Raw genomic sequence first — 15,578 nt, 5'->3', positions numbered from 1 at the left:
GAGTATGACACAGCATTTTTTATTTAAAAAACTATAGAGTGAAAAAATATGACAAAACAATTAAAGCATGATTCATTGGCAAAGACAATCATGAGCGATCCAGTTGCTGCACAAGAATTTCTAGAGTATTATTTACCAAGCGATTTCAAGAGTTTAATAGATTTATCACAAATAAAAGTAGAGCAAGAGAGTTATATAGAAGAATCGTTAAAGAAAAAATACAGCGATATTGTCTATAGAGTTGCCACCAAAAAACATGGCAATGCTTTTATTTATATATTAATCGAAGCTCAATCAACCGTCGATTATTGGACAGCTCTGCGGTTATGGAGATACACATTGTTATTGTGCGAAAGGCATAAGAAAGAAAAAACTAAATTACCATTAGTGTATAATTTAGTGATCTACAACGGCAAAGAGGTCTACAACGCACCTAGGAATTTGTGGGATTTATTTACCGATTCAATGATAGCTAAGCAATTAATGACCTCCGACTATCAATTAGTTGATTTGCAAAGTATGTCGAATGATGAAATTGTTAGGAAAAAGCATATCGGAATGCTCGAATATATGCTAAAGCACATTCATCAACGAGATATGTTAAAGCTTTGGGAAGACTTTCTAATAAAGTTCAAACATGTTTTAATACTTGATAAAGAAAAAGGTTATGTTTACCTAAGATCATTTTTATGGTATACTGATACTAAATTACTAGAGAGTCAGCAACCAGAATTAGAGCAGGTTCTGGCTAAGTATTTATCTGAAGAAGAAAAAAGTAATATTATGAGAACTATTGCTGCAAAATATATTGATGAAGGTATAGAGATTGGTGAAACTAAAGGCATAGCTAAAGGCATAGCTAAAGGCAGAGCTGAAGGCAGAGCTGAAGGCAGAGCTGAAGGCATAGAGATTGGTGAAGTAAAGGCTAAACAAGAGCTTGCAAGGAACTTATTAAAAGCTGGCTTTTCAGTTGAATTTATTTCTGAAAATACCGGATTGTCAAAAGAAGAAGTGATTAATTTAAAAAATAACATAGAGTATTAATTTTTCGAATTAATACTCTACTAACTTAAGTTTTTTGAGCAATTTATATTCACAAACAAAAGCTGTATTTAAGTTTTGTAGCTGCATAGTTAGTTTTGTGATAGGAAAGTTACCGGCAAGCTTTACATAACATGTAAGGTCTGGTAGGTTCATAATTTCAGATGGCATAACTAAAATCTTTTTACGCTCAACATTATTCATATTTACCCCATCTCGCATAGTATTTGATCCATATGACAAGTTCTCTTGAGTTTCAATTATCTCTTGCTCACCTAGTGTTAATGCTGATTTATAGGCTGTAACCTGATCGCTAACTCGAAAAATAAATTTACTATTAAACAAATCCAGCATAGAATCACATTCAGCAGCCCCATATATTGCTTCTAATTGATGAATGTTCTGCAATCCAGCAACAAAGCAGCCTCCATACTTTCTACTTTCAGCTAAAGCAACTGGTAAAGACGAAACTTTTTGTAGAGCTGGAAGTTCATCAAGTATAAACCACATGTTTTTGTTATCATGATTAGGATTTCTACACATCAAAGCCTTGATAGCTATGCTTATCCAGGCTGAAATAAGTGGGCATAAAGTAGCTCTTTGATTTGGGTTAGCTGTGATAAATAGCCAGCTAGTTTCATTTGAATTACTAAACCATTCTTTTATGCTAAAACTACCTCCAGGCTTTAAATATTGTAGCGAAGTAATATTCTTTCCAAGCGTAGACTGAATTCCTGCAGAAGTTTCGAGCGCGCTTTCACTTATAATACCTGATACAGCAGTGTTTCTAAAAGCTTTTGCAAATTGTCTATTATCAGAGTAAATGATTGTATGAATTAGTTTTATGATATCTTTATCATCCTTATATAGCTTCAACGCTTCAGACAAGACTAATTCAGCATTTTTAGCAAAAAAGTCATCAAGTTTAGGAGTATAATTACTAAAACTACTAGCTATATCATGAAAATCAGCTGCTTCAAAACAATCATTCCAAGGCAACCATTGTTCACTATTTTTTTCTAAAGGATTAAGCAGTTTATCACATTTAGGATCAAAAAATCTATCAGTAAAAGCTCCAGTTGTGTCTACAATGATTGCTCGATCTTTGTGTAATCGAATTTGTGGCAGCAGTTCATTAAGCATATTAGTTTTACCAGTACCTGTTGTTCCAGTAATAAGAATATGTAGTCTTTCACTATTCTTTACTAATGGCAAGCCTCCAAAACGGATTTTCGAGGCCTTTTTAGCGCTTTTTAGCATTTTAGATAGGGCATTTGCACTCTACAAAATCAGCACCTCTAATTTTGGCCTTAATAATCGTGTTTTTGCCTTGAGCAGTAAAGAAAACAATTGAGATTATCACACCAATAGTAAAAACAATTAATCCTTCTAACAATGCTGAATTGATTAAGAATTCCCATAATTGCTGTATTTTAAATCCATGTTTGCCTGTATAAAACTCATGCAAAAAGTCTTGAGCATTGAGGTGCATCCATTTTTTAAACCTTAAACTATAAAACTTAATGCCTATTTGATCGATATCATAAAAATGCTCACCAATTGCTAGCTTAAGCTGCACATATCTTTCAATTGCAAAATAATACAAGCTGCTCAGAAAAACTTTTTGATATAATCGACATATAATCCAGAATATCGATAATCCTAATCCAATTATAAAAACGTTGGTACTACCTTGCCCAAACATTCTTAACTTATGGGCAAATAACTGCGAGCCCCTGGTGAAATTTCCTTGATTTTGAAAATTCATCTATCTCAAGAGTATTTTTTCAATATCTGTAGTTTTTGCTCATACTCTTTTACTCCAGTAAAATTCTTCAATTCTGTTAACCTTTTTAACATTGTTTCATGTTCTGCAATGATATTTAGTATTAAATCACCACACCCCACCTCCAGCACTAGTACTAGTACTACTACTTTTACTGTGGCTAGTACCTGTATACTCAGTAGTAGCAATGCTACTAGAACCAACCTTCTGCAGAGCTTGGTATTCACTCTCAGTTAGACCTATATACAGAGCTTCATCATGAGTTATCCTGTCGGCTATTTCCATGGTAATGGAGTTTCCTGTTGAAATAAGATTGGACTCTTTTTTTGTCAGTGAATCAAGATTGCTCTGTGAACGCACAAACTGGTTTTGATATCCAGATTGTAGCAGTGCAGAAGAGCGGTAGTTATCTAATAATAAATCTACGTTTTTATTTATAATTTGTCGACCATCATCCGTTGTAGTGACTTTTATACTACCATCATTGATAATAGCAGCCATATGTAATGAAGGAGCTAGGTTTTGTTGAGAAATAGTTCTATTGCCTATGCTGTAATTATCCATACTCAAGTTATTGTCGACTATATTACTTCCTAAGCTGCTAGCAACTTGTATAGGAGAGAACTGGCTGGCTAAGTTAGCTGTAGCATGAGCGCAAGCTTTTATCACTGACCAAGAAAGCATTGGTATTGATGATGCAAGCATTTGAAACGTCGCATAGCTATATAAAATCATCTCTGCAAAGCTTCCTTGCGATAGCATATTCAGACCATAATCACTACCGAAAGCTCCAGATTTACTGGATAAGCTGATCATTCCTAGACAATGGATTATTGTAAAAAATACTGGCCAGCTGCTGACCCATATTATTAATAGAATCCATGTTTTGAGTATGTTGTAACCACCAGGCAGTAAGCCCATTGGAAATACAATAAAGATCATTGAAACTACTAATGCAAAAAAAACAGATTGTAAAATAGGCATCATGTGAGCAGCCATTTCCCCAGCGACTAGATACGAAAATGATTGTTGAAAGAGCCCTCTGATTGCATGCATACTCACCAGATTAGGATAAATTCGTGATAATGAAAACTTCTCACGCCAGTCATCATATGACTCACGATTAGCATTAAGTAGCATAGCTTGCTTCATCCATTCATGAATGTCTTGTTGCTCTCTCTGTAAATATTTTAGTGTGTCGCCAGTCATGACTTTTAGTCTTTGACTTAACATGCTTGACTGATCAGATTGAACTCCAATCGCTGCTGCGAACTTTGTTAGAAGCCCTTCATTTAATTCTTTATGAATTGCTGCTTTAATCAATGGAGTAGCTTGTCTGCATGTCTTGAAACTAATACCTAAATTACTAGGCTCACGATAATAAATACCGAAATTATTAGGTATATTCTGCTCGATAAATCCTATAATGTCATTAGTTTGTTGAGCAGCTGCTTTTTTGCCTAGAATATTACCTATGATGTAAGGCTTCATAAAGCATTGTCTAAGAAATTCCTTAGTATTAGTTAAAGTTACTGGATCATGTATTTGCACATCTCGAATCTTAGCTACAGCCTTAGCTCCAAACATAATACCAGTTTTTCTGCTCGATAGTCCTTCATAAGCCGGTAAAAGATGATTTTCCAACATTTTGGACACAAAGTAACTCGTTTGCGAGGAAAGAGAAGCAAACATTGCAATACCTATCGGAATATTATCAACTTTTACTGGCGCACTCATTGATACCTCATCCTTCAGCCAAACAGTAGATTTGGGAGCAAATAACAGAGTAAAAATAAATATCGACGGAAAAAACCATTCCATAGCAAAGATGCCGATATTTCCTCTAAAAATAGCCCTAGTAGCAGCCCATATGCCGCCAATAGTCAAGGCTAAGTGGCCTACTGGAGTGAAGTATTCGCTATTTGAAGCAAAGACTCTGCCTATGCCGTTAAACACATGCCATAACAGATCTCCACCACCAAATGTGTATATTACGTAATCCATTAACTTTTCTCCTTCGCTATTAAATGCTGCTCTATTAATCTAGCCCTTTTATCTATTCGACTTGCATCTGTTTGTAGGCTAGTCCATTTCTCATTTGCAAAAAGTTGTACCCGATTCAATTCCTTCAAATATCTTTCTAAATGTTCATTCGAAACTTGCTTAGCACCTAGTGAAGTAACGGCTCTACGTATTTCGGTGATTACTTCCTTTAAATGCTGAACTAATGTATAGCTAGCTATTAATTCTGATGAGCTATCTAAAATTGTGACTCCAGAAATATATTCTAATATGATATAATCATAAATCGGAAATATATCTCCAATCGAAGATAAAAAGGCTATTTCAGGGTCACTAAATTCAGTATTATGATCAAATTTAATTTTTAGATTCTTCAATTGTTGTTTAGCTTTACCTGCATAAGACTGCTCTGGTAATATTGTGATATTTCGTTGCAAGCGCTGAATGCAAGCAACTAACATTATCACAACTGTAAATCGAGGCTGATTCTCCGCCTTTTAAATGACTAATCCAACTTTTTTCATCCTGAGCTAATGAGTCATAAAAGTGTACATTATTGTTTGTAACCACGATAGTGCCAGTCATAGACATGATTGAATCATGCATATTTGATGGTATTCCAACCTTTGCTGCTGCTTTAGTGAAGATGTTATAATCATCAAGCATTAACTCTGAATCCTTGTTTTGTGCTTGTCGTAGAGCTTGTTTTTGATCTAAATAATTACGACATTTTTTACCAGCGGCAAAATAATCAAACCCGCTTTGTGACTGTATATCACGGCAAACAGCTTCTCTCATAGCCCAGTTCTTTGGTAAAGCTGTAGCAAATAATGCTTTTGTTAATTCACAATCTCCTTTGGCAAATTGATTCATCTCCATTGCTAGATTACGCAAGTCCTTAAGAGCATTTTCGATCTGTGGAGCAAATGTTTTTAATCCTAATGAAAATGCATAAACTTTAGCTTGAGAACCAATGTTTTTCATTAGTTGAACTAATTCTTCTCCAGAAATAACAGAGAAGCTACCAAGATAGGCGTCAATACCGCTACAGCTCATGTTTAAAGATGGTGGAGTTATAGCAAATGGCTGAAATGATGTTTGGCTTGTTCTGGCAGATAATCCGCCAGCTGCATAATATCCAGCCGCTTGATCTTGATATGATCCAGATCTAGTAACATTAACACTCATTCCTTGAAATACGTTTTCGATATTCCAAGCCAGTGACACTGGAGCTTGTAGCGAAAATAATGCTGCAATAACATAAACTCTAATTCTGATGCTCATCTAGTCTCCAATTTATGATAATATCTATCTATTGCTAGAATATTGTCGATAATTTTATTCTCAGAGATTATGCTTCTAGCTACTGAATATATTTTTTTACCATCGCTAGCTACTAGATATAACACAGGTACAATATGCTTAGGGTTTAGTTTATTTAGCAACTCATTATTCTTACTGACAGCTAGCAACTGAAATGCATATTTATTAGCAAAGCCCTGAACAATAGAGGCATAAAGGCCTTACAGAGCAAGCAATCTTCTTTAACTTGCAGAATCAAGCCCCAGTTTTTAGCAATGTTTTTGAGTTTTAAGTCGTTTTTCTGCTCTGATTTTTCTTGATATAGCTTTCTATGTAAGCTATTAGATGGCTCATGAGCATTAATCAGTTGATAATCAAGTAGAGTAGCTAATTGCCACATAGTAGCAAACTTATGCGCCTTCTCCATGATTTGCTTCTGCAATCTTTGGGCTGTAATTACATTTTCGAGCGTTGGATTATCAAGCGCTATACGCTGAGCTCGATTAAATTGCTCCTTTAATTCCTCGATTCTATGGTCATGAGCTCTCCGCATCAATTTAGAAGTAGAGTCATCAAGCTCATGACCATGTTTATCATTGTACCATAAAAACCCTGTTGGCAAAGAGTTAGCAGTAGCTAATTCTATCGATAAGTAATTAAGTAGCCCCATAATTAGCATTATTGCTAATGGATTCATTATTGCATTATTTTTATATCTATCTAAAATGAAGTTTACTCAAAGAAGAGAAGCATGACACAATCAAAGATTGCTGAAATGCTTCAACTATAGTTATTATCTTATTTGTGATAATACTAGTTACTACAAATCTAAGAACATAACAAATCAAAACAAAGCAACTAAAAATAGATGTCGTCAAATCTTAAATCATTTCATGAATACTGTCCTCTCCCAACGGTACTTTACGTTCTTCGTTAAGCTGTTGAAATGCTCCAAAATCATCATCATCCAATGTGTCTAATATCTGCTCAGTTATGTTGATAGGTAACTCACGCCACTTTTCCAAAAATTTATCAGCATCGGTTTTTGCTGAATCGGGTTTTAATTTTAATATCTGCTCCTTATTTTCCGCTATTATTACCAGCGAGTTATTTGCGACCTTTATTTGCCCTTCCCTCCATAATAGCCTTTTCTCTTGTAAGTACTCTGCAATCCCATCATCATTTTCACAATGCTTATCAGATTTAAGAAATGCTAGATCTACAGCGGTACGACCATCTACATTCTTTAAACCAAAATTAATACAATTACTCTCACATAATACATTTATCAAATCTGTTGAGCGACACGGGATATCTACTTCATCTCTGGCTGACATTACCAACTTCGCAGGTAAATAGTGCCATTCAATAGCTAAATGTAAAGGAGTTTGACCATTATCATCTTGTTTATTTGGATTTGCTCCTGCATTCAATAGAAGCTTTGCTACATCTACAAATCCTTTGTCAAGATTATCATAACTACTCCAGTATTCTTTGCAATTAAGAGGAGCAGTAATTTTTATAAAGCGATGCTTAGTGACAAAATGTAAAGGAGTTTGATCATTATTATCTTTTAAATTGATAGCATTAACAGCATTATCTTGTGCTAGAAGCTGCTTTATACTTTCTACATTTCCATTTTTAGCAGCGTTACATAACTCACGAAATAAATCATTATTATTCATTAATTTTTAACCATATTTTAATTTTAATATACAATAACTATACACAGTTTATGTGTTTTATTATTATACATCAAAAAAATATTAATATAAAGCAATAAATAATACAATAATTACTAATTGTATTATTTATTATTGTATTTACTAGTTCAATAAGTACCTCAATAATGCTGGTTTTGTTGCATACTATGAACTTTATCTTTGATGCCTGCAATAATGTCTTTGTTCATGCTGTTTTGAGCCTTAGTGAGTATATCACCAAATAGTTCATCCATATTGATTTTAGTGAAATCAACTTTTTGTAATTCCTTAACAGTAAGGCCTATACACTTTGGACATTCAGGTGTTCCAAAGTTTATTTTTAGCTGTTTTCTTGCTTCTTCCTGAAAAATTCTTGCCAGTTTCGACTGAAAGCAGCAATAAGTAGACTTTCTAGCTAAGCAAATACCTAATATTGGAATTCTTGAAGAACAGTAGGTTCCAATATAGTAGCAGTAACCTTTTTTTCTATATAGAGCTAATTCTTGTTCCTTAGATTTGCATTGCAATAAGCCTATATCACGCCCCCAGCCAGTCATTGAAGAGCAGCAATTCAAAAAACTAAATACATCTTTTTTGCATTTGCGATGTTTCCCTGAAAATACAGAAACGGGATTTGTTTTAATATCTTTGCTCATCTGATTTAGCATCGCTAGATGAGCTACTTTAGCTATATCCCTGTTTGGTATAATAGTCGGAGTGTTGCAATTACCTCCTAAACAAAAGATCGAGTTATTACGCAACGATGAGTGTAGCATTGTTTGCTTCTCAGTTGAACAGCTATAATCGTGCTGCCAGAGTAAACAAATATTTGCTACTGATTTTTGGCAAGTGCTATTTTTTAATTCGCAATTTTGAATTTTAAGGTGTTTGCAACCATCTTTTGGATCGCTAGTACAAGAAAAAACAATCTTTTGTTTCCAATATGGACGATTGACTTTAAACTTGTCAAAAAATACTCTATCACCACCATCATAGTTGATTCTATTGACCTCATAGCATTCGTTACTTTCTGTTAATTACTCAAGTTCAGGGTTTAAAACTTTCCAATATTCTGCTACTTCCCTTAGTTCTTGAGTCTTATCTCTGTAGTCATATTCAAGTATACATATTTCATTTTTTTCATGTAATAAAAAATTTCTACCAATATGCTGTATAGATATATAGTTTAAAACTACTTAAGTTATTATAAGCCTTTCAGAGCGTTAAATTTCGAGTGTGGCTACAAAATTGCTACATTTGTTCTAAAAAAAATGTGGTTTTTGATAGCAAAAATTGCCTAAATCACCTGCTATACCTGACATTTTTGGAGGTTGAAATGGTGCGAGATTTGAGTAATTTTGCAAGCAATAATTGCAAAATTACTAATAATAACAGTAGCAATAATGCAACTGTTTTTTACAGTTTTATTGGAAATTTTGTTCCAGCAGAATGGAAAGATCTGATTGGAGATAATGGAAAAGCATTAAGCAAGACACCTAAACAGCTTTTATCATGGATAGTATATAAACTACAGATCTATTACAATAATGATATAGATGAATTACAAGACAGTTATTACTCTTTTGAAAAGGAGTTGCAGGTTTGTCAACGCAGGGTTAGGCAATGCTTAGTTGAACTACAAAAAGCCGGTTTCATTGAAGTTGAAAATAGGACAATAATTAAAAACAATTTTAAGTTGCGTAATGTTCCATGTATAAAACTTCTAAAAAATTTTCAGCGTTTCACTGAAAAAGAAACAAAAGGAGAAAAAATTATTGATCTAACCCAAAAAATTTTTCGCTCCAACCTGAAAGAAATTTCAGGTGAACCTGAAAAAAGTTTCAGGTACATATATAGATATAATAATAATAAAAAAAATAATAATAGATCTAGATCTACTGAAGATAAGTTAATAGAGAATGATCAAAATAAAAATGAAGATCAACAGCAAAATTTAAAGTTTAAATATACGGAATCTGATGATTTTATAGAAATTGAGTTAGTAGGAAATGAAAAAAAAGATCAACAGCAACAACAGAATTTGAATTTCTATGAGCTTAGTGATGTTAGTAATAAAAAGCCATCAAACAAGAATTATGAGCAAAATAGTGAGTTAGCAACTTCAGCTATTACTAAGGATTCAAAGGTTGAAAAGAATGAATGCTGTCCCAAAAGAAAAAGACTAGCAGATTATTATCCACTAACACCAGAAGATGCAATTATACTACAACGTATGTCTAGTAGAAGCTTCAACATATACTTCATAAATCAATTACTGTTGAAGTTATCAAATAAATATCCAAACCGTCATTTTGCAGATAAGATAGCAGTGCTAAGCTATACGGCAAAAGCCTTAGCAAATGAATTACTAACTACTGATCAGGCTAATAGTGGAAATTTTAGATTTAATGACGTAGGAAGATTTAAAGAACAGTATCTAGCAAATATTGAATCTGGTACAGATCGTAGTATGAAGGCTCAGTTGAAGCGTAAAATAGCTGGAGTCTTTGAAGCAGATATGGCTTATCAAATTTTAACATCTTGTGATTTTGGAGCAGCGGTTAAAAACAAATGTTACATCAAGTTGATTAAGAATATTACACTGTCAGATCATATTAAATTCAAGATACTACAGGAGGTACGAGCTGTGTATAGCAACGATATTGAGCAGTTACAAGTTATACCATTTGATGAATCAAAACAAGTTACCAATAGCACAACGGAGTATCAAAAAACAACAGTTTTACAGCAACAAATAAGTGATGAAGATTACCTTTCAGAGCTTAGTAAAGAGCTAGGTTCTAACTCTATATTGTTCAAAGTACGAAAATACATACTTCAACATTACGAATATAAGCAAGTTATTGATAAAATATGGTTTAGTAAATTAGAAGTTATAAATGAAGATAATGTTAATAAAAAAATATTCATTAAGGCTCTAACAAGCTTTGAAGATAGCTATATCAAATCAAATTATAAGCCCATTCTAGAGCATGCTTTTTAAGCTCAAGGGTTTTCGTTTGAATTAGTTAAGTTTGTAGCTAGTTAGGGTAATGATTAATAGCAGTGAAATACAAAGTTCTACTCAGAATAAAATCATAGTGCTTTATTTTTTTATATTAGACCTCTTTCGAAACTGGTTAAGGTAGTTCAAAATTATAAATGCAAGAGATCACATTAAATCTAAGACCGAATCTTTTACGTCTATTTCGATATTTATCAGCAATAATTTTGAACTACCTTAACCAGTTTCGAAAGAGGTCTATTGCTGTTCTCGATAAAATCATTGTCTACTGATAAAGCTGCAAAGGCATATCAAATATAAGGAAGAAGAAAGGTTGTTTTTTATTAACTTCTACACTTTATAGAACTTACTATTACCTTATGTTAACTTTTTTAATTTTTGTAACTAATCTTCAATTTTAACTATAAATATATTTGTAATATTTGTTAATATAACAAAAAAATAAAACCAAAGGTAAAAAAACTAGAAAATTGTGAGGCAATTTTTAATAATCTAGAGATTGAACTAATGATCTAGCAAAACATACAACTTAAGGTTAATTAGGCGATTTTCAAGTTATATGTATAATGAACAAATTAGTACAAAAAATTTGCTATCAGATAAAAAGTATAATAGACCTCTTTCGAAACTGGTTAACATATCAAAATTATAAATGCCAGAGATCAAATTAAATCTAAGACCGAATCTTTTACGTCTATTTCGATATTTGTCAGCAATAATTTTGAACCGTTTTAGCATAGCAATAACGTTTTCATATACAACTTTTTCTCCTGCTAACTACGATTATTTTTTTATCATTTTTAGTTAAAAGATTTTTCTTGCTTTTTTTCTTTGGTGATTCAGAGTTATTGTAAATTTTTTGTATACCTTGATATTCTATATCAGTAATCGCTTTAACCTTAGGATGAATAAGAATTTTGGATTTTTTAAATAATCTACAGTCATGTTTTTTACTGTTAGAAAAATCCGTACATATTACTTGGTACGTTTTCTTGTATACCACTATTTGAGTTTTTAGTGTATGCCTTTTCTTCTTTCCTGAATAATAGAATTTTTGTTTTTTTTATGTCTTTCTATAGGACTCTCAGTAGCATCAATCAAGACTACTTCATAATTCATATCACTCTTCAGTATAGCTTTACGACCTGGAAAAGCAAAGTTTGGGTGTTTTACTAGGGCGTCTTCTAGCAATTTTACAGCTTTATATGCTCAACTTTCACTAATTCCATAGTTCTAACCTATATAGAAATAAGTACAGTATTCTCTAAGGTATTCTAAGACCATCAGCTTTACTTAAAATATCCACCATCTTTGAAAATGTTCCTTTCCTTACTCCTGTTAATCGACGAAATTTTTCATCTTTTAACTCTTTAATCTGTTCGAGTTTCATTATTACCTCAAATCAGATCTTTATAACACTATTCTACATCATTCTCTAGTTTCGAAAGAAGTCTATTATTGTTTGTAACTACGATAGTGCCAGTCATAGACATGATTGAATCACGCATATTTGATGCTATTCCAACCTTCGCTGCTGCTTTAGTGAAGATGTTATAATAATCAAGCATTAGCTCTGAATCTTTATTTTATGCTTGTCACAGAGCTTGTTTTTGATCTAAATCATTACGACATTTTTTACCAGCCGCAAAATAATCAAAACAGCTTTGTAATTGTATATCTCAGCAGATAGCTTCTCTCATTGCCAAGTTGCTTGGTAAAGCTGTAGCAAATAAAGCTTTCGTTAATTCGCAATCTCATTTTGCAAATTAATTCATCTCCATTGCTGGATTATGTAAGTCCTTAAGAGCATTCTCAATTTGAGGAGCAAAGGTTTTTAATCCTAATGAAAATGCATAAACTTTACTTAAGAACCAATATTTTTCATTAGTTGAACTAATTCTTCTCCAGAAATAACAGAGAAGCTACCAAGATAGGCATCAATACCGCTACAGCTCATGTTTAAAGATGGTGAAGTTATAGCAAATAGCTGAAAGGATGTTTGGCTTGTTCGAGTTGAAAAAATTTTTATGCCAAACCTATATAAATCTTCATACTGATACTATCTCTGCCATAGAAGACAAATGTTCCCTATAGATAATGTTATAATTAATAATAAAAACAACATATCTGTAGCTTAAGTTATTTCTAAAGGCTTATTTGGTAAATTGTTTGGTGATAAATCTTACATATCTAAAGACTTATTTCATCAACTGTTGGCCAATGGTCTACGTTTATTTACTAATCTTCGTAAAGATATGAAAACATATTTATTGGACATAGATGACAAGCATTTATTAAATAAACATTCCTTAATTCAAAATGTCTTTTATGTACTAAAAAAAACATATCCATTTAGAGCATACTAGACATTACTCTCTTATTAGACCTCTTTCGAAACTGGTTAAAGTAGTTCAAAATTATAAATGCCAGAGATCAAATTAAATCTAAGAGAGAATCTTTTACGTCTATTTCGATATTTGTCAGCAATAATTTTGAAGCGTTTTAGCATACCAATAACGTTTTCATTCACAACTCTTGCTACTGCTAACCTATGATTATTCTTTTTATCATTTTTAGTTAAAGGATTTTTCTTGCTTTTTTTCTTTGGTAATTCAGAATTATTGTGAATTTTTTGTATGCCTTGATATCCTGTATCAGTAATCACTTTTACCTTAGGATGGATAAGAATTTTGGATTTCTTAAATAATCTAAAGTCATGTTTTTTACCGTTAGAAAAATCTGTACATATTACTTGGCGCGTTTTCTTATCTACCACTATTTGAGTTTTTAGTGTATGCCTTTTCTTCTTTCCTGAATAATAGAATTTTTGTTTTTTTTAGGTCTTTCTATAGGACTCTCAGTATCATCAATCAAGACTACTTCATAATTCATATCACTCTTCATTAAAGCTTTACGGCCTGGAAGAGCAAAGTTTGGGTGTTTAACTAGGGTGTCTTCTACCCATTTTACAGCTTTATATGCTGAACTTTCACTAATTCCATAGTTCTGACCTATATGGAAATAAGTACGGTATTCTCTAAGGTATTCTAACACCATCAGCAACTGTTCCTCCAAATTGAGCTTATTTTTACGTCCACCTTTTGATTTCTTAAAACCATCAGCTTTCCTCAAAATATCCACCATCTTTGAAAATGTCCTCTTCCTTACTCCTGTTAATCAACGAAATTTTTCATCCTTTAACTCTTTAATCTGATCTAATTTCATTATTACTTCAAATTAGATTTTTATAACACCATTCTACATCATTCTCTAGTTTCGAAAGAAGTATATTAATTTCTTTGTTCATATAATTGCTTCTCTTGCAACTTTTCTATCTCAAAACTCAATTCCTATCTTGTTTCCTCCTCTTTTTCTTCACTCAACTTATCCTAATCTAGCGTTATGATGCTAGAAAACTTAAGTACTGTTTTATAGTAGTTTAGCTATCTATGCGAGAAAAAAGATAACCTAGAAACCAAAAGCTTTTGTAGCTTGTTCCATTATATTATACCTTTCTAACTTGCTATTATCATAATTTAGAGTTATATCAAACTATGGTTAATGAAGATTAACTATATCGCAATTATTACTAAACAGATTTGTATCATCTAGCTCTGTTGATGAAATCCAACATTGAACTGGAAATTGAGTTAAAAATTTTGCTAAATATTGCCTTTTTTCTATGTCTAAGTGAATAAATAATTCATCTAATAGTAGTATTGGAAACCGATTATAATTTTTTTTAGATTGTAACATTTGCGCAATCAGTAGTGAAATTAATAAAGCTTTTTGCTCGCCAGTAGAACAAAATTGAGCTAGTTGGTTTTTGACACTATGAATTACTTTAAAATCACTACGATGAACTCCAAAGTTGCTTTTTCCAGAGTTACCATCGATTGTACGAGAATTACAAAATCTACTATTAATCAACTCTAATAATTTTGGCGATTGCTGCAAATATAGCTCTGCTATCTGGCATTGAATATCGAGTTTAACTTTAGGAAACGGAGCATCAATTTCATCAAGATACAGTTGCAATTGCTTAATAGCATTATAGCGACATGAAGCAATTTCTACTGATATACTTGCTAAGCAATTTTCTATCACATTAATCCATCTAGTTTGGCTAGAATTACTTCTTAGTAAAATCATTCTTTCTCGCAAGTAATACTCATATTTATTAACACGCTCAGCATGTTTATAGTCAAATAAATAAACTATTCTATCAAGTAATTTTCTGCGTTGAGTAGCCCCATTAAGAAAAACGCTTTCCATTTGTGGAGTAACACAGATCATATTTACAAGCTCCAATAACTTATTGCTTGTAATTGTATTATCATTAAGCTTTATATTACGCTTAGTAGTATTTTGATAGTAATTAGTCGAGATTTTTACAATATTAATAGCCGTTTGTAATGTGATTTCAGCTATCCATTGACTATAAGTATTATGACAATTACTACTACTTGATAAGTTCGCTTCCTTTCTTAAAATATCACTATATTTAGCTCCACGTAAGCCTCTCCCAGGAGCAAATAATGATATTGATTCTAACAAATTTGTTTTACCGCTACCATTTTTACCAATAATTAATATTTTATCACATTTGGGAGATACTGTTAATTCAGTTAAATTGCGGTAATTATGTAGTACCAACTTTGTTATTCTACATATTGAATTCGTACCTAATATCATTATT

8 protein-coding genes and 9 pseudogenes are annotated in these 15,578 nt (G+C 32.3%); 4 read left to right on the top strand and 13 right to left on the bottom strand.

Annotated elements, in window-relative coordinates:
• Nucleotides 1–48 precede the first annotated feature (48 nt).
• Complete coding sequence (locus DK405_RS09870; protein ID WP_109510704.1) at nt 49–1,044, top strand: Rpn family recombination-promoting nuclease/putative transposase; 996 nt, start codon at nt 49–51, stop codon at nt 1,042–1,044.
• A gap of 9 nt (nt 1,045–1,053) precedes the next feature.
• Here the strand turns inward: DK405_RS09870 and DK405_RS09865 are convergent.
• The 8 genes and pseudogenes from DK405_RS09865 to DK405_RS09835 all read right to left on the bottom strand — a co-directional run.
• Nucleotides 1,054–2,809: pseudogene (locus DK405_RS09865) on the bottom strand (type IV secretion system DNA-binding domain-containing protein).
• A 5-nt stretch (nt 2,810–2,814) separates the two neighbouring features.
• On the bottom strand, nt 2,815–2,949 hold the full coding sequence (locus DK405_RS15195; RefSeq protein ID WP_269459330.1) for a hypothetical protein: 135 nt from the start codon (nt 2,947–2,949) through the stop codon (nt 2,815–2,817).
• Nucleotides 2,936–4,831, bottom strand: coding sequence for a conjugal transfer protein TraG N-terminal domain-containing protein (locus DK405_RS09855; protein ID WP_231967782.1), 1,896 nt, complete (start codon nt 4,829–4,831; stop codon nt 2,936–2,938). The genes DK405_RS15195 and DK405_RS09855 overlap by 14 nt, the downstream gene beginning before the upstream one ends.
• Complete coding sequence (locus DK405_RS15520) at nt 4,831–5,286, bottom strand: conjugal transfer protein TraH (RefSeq protein WP_331828129.1); 456 nt, start codon at nt 5,284–5,286, stop codon at nt 4,831–4,833. The genes DK405_RS09855 and DK405_RS15520 overlap by 1 nt, the downstream gene beginning before the upstream one ends.
• On the bottom strand, nt 5,240–6,133 hold the full coding sequence (locus DK405_RS09850; protein WP_331828128.1) for a conjugal transfer protein TraH: 894 nt from the start codon (nt 6,131–6,133) through the stop codon (nt 5,240–5,242). Before DK405_RS09850 ends, DK405_RS15520 begins: the two co-directional genes overlap by 47 nt.
• A pseudogene (locus DK405_RS09845) lies at nt 6,130–6,830 on the bottom strand (conjugal transfer protein TraF). Before DK405_RS09845 ends, DK405_RS09850 begins: the two are co-directional and overlap by 4 nt.
• A gap of 202 nt (nt 6,831–7,032) precedes the next feature.
• Entirely contained in the window at nt 7,033–7,836 is an 804-nt protein-coding gene (locus DK405_RS09840) for an ankyrin repeat domain-containing protein (RefSeq protein WP_052691757.1), read from the bottom strand.
• A 158-nt stretch (nt 7,837–7,994) separates the two neighbouring features.
• Nucleotides 7,995–9,035, bottom strand: a pseudogene (locus DK405_RS09835) (conjugal transfer protein TraN); the annotation flags it as partial.
• Between the two features lie 155 nt (nt 9,036–9,190).
• Between DK405_RS09835 and DK405_RS09830 the strand changes: the two are divergent.
• On the top strand, nt 9,191–10,858 hold the full coding sequence (locus DK405_RS09830; RefSeq protein ID WP_064612875.1) for a hypothetical protein: 1,668 nt from the start codon (nt 9,191–9,193) through the stop codon (nt 10,856–10,858).
• Between the two features lie 136 nt (nt 10,859–10,994).
• Here DK405_RS09830 and DK405_RS09825 read toward each other — a convergent pair.
• The 3 pseudogenes from DK405_RS09825 to DK405_RS09815 form a co-directional block, all read right to left on the bottom strand.
• Nucleotides 10,995–11,090: pseudogene (locus DK405_RS09825) on the bottom strand (IS5/IS1182 family transposase); the annotation flags it as partial.
• 425 nt (nt 11,091–11,515) lie between these two features.
• Nucleotides 11,516–12,269: pseudogene (locus DK405_RS09820) on the bottom strand (transposase); the annotation flags it as partial.
• 64 nt (nt 12,270–12,333) lie between these two features.
• Nucleotides 12,334–12,896, bottom strand: a pseudogene (locus tag DK405_RS09815) (conjugal transfer protein TraH); the annotation flags it as partial.
• A 94-nt stretch (nt 12,897–12,990) separates the two neighbouring features.
• On the opposite strand from DK405_RS09815, the pseudogene DK405_RS09810 reads away from it, so the two are divergent.
• Nucleotides 12,991–13,321, top strand: a pseudogene (locus DK405_RS09810) (transposase); the annotation flags it as partial.
• Here the strand turns inward: DK405_RS09810 and DK405_RS09805 are convergent.
• Nucleotides 13,281–14,104: pseudogene (locus DK405_RS09805) on the bottom strand (IS5 family transposase). The pseudogenes DK405_RS09810 and DK405_RS09805 sit on opposite strands and share 41 nt — an antisense overlap.
• Nucleotides 14,105–14,168: 64 nt before the next feature.
• Between DK405_RS09805 and DK405_RS16275 the strand changes: the two are divergent.
• A pseudogene (locus DK405_RS16275) lies at nt 14,169–14,272 on the top strand (IS982 family transposase); the annotation flags it as partial.
• A 165-nt stretch (nt 14,273–14,437) separates the two neighbouring features.
• On the opposite strand, the gene recF reads toward DK405_RS16275, so the two are convergent.
• Entirely contained in the window at nt 14,438–15,574 is a 1,137-nt protein-coding gene (gene recF / locus DK405_RS09800) for a DNA replication/repair protein RecF (protein WP_052691712.1), read from the bottom strand.
• Between the last annotated feature and the right edge of the window lie 4 nt (nt 15,575–15,578).

Origin of the sequence: Orientia tsutsugamushi, assembly GCF_900327275.1 — a bacterium.
GTDB lineage: Bacteria > Pseudomonadota > Alphaproteobacteria > Rickettsiales > Rickettsiaceae > Orientia > Orientia tsutsugamushi.
The sequence above is the reverse complement of the archived record's forward strand: the minus strand, read 5'-3'. Positions and strand labels throughout refer to the sequence as shown.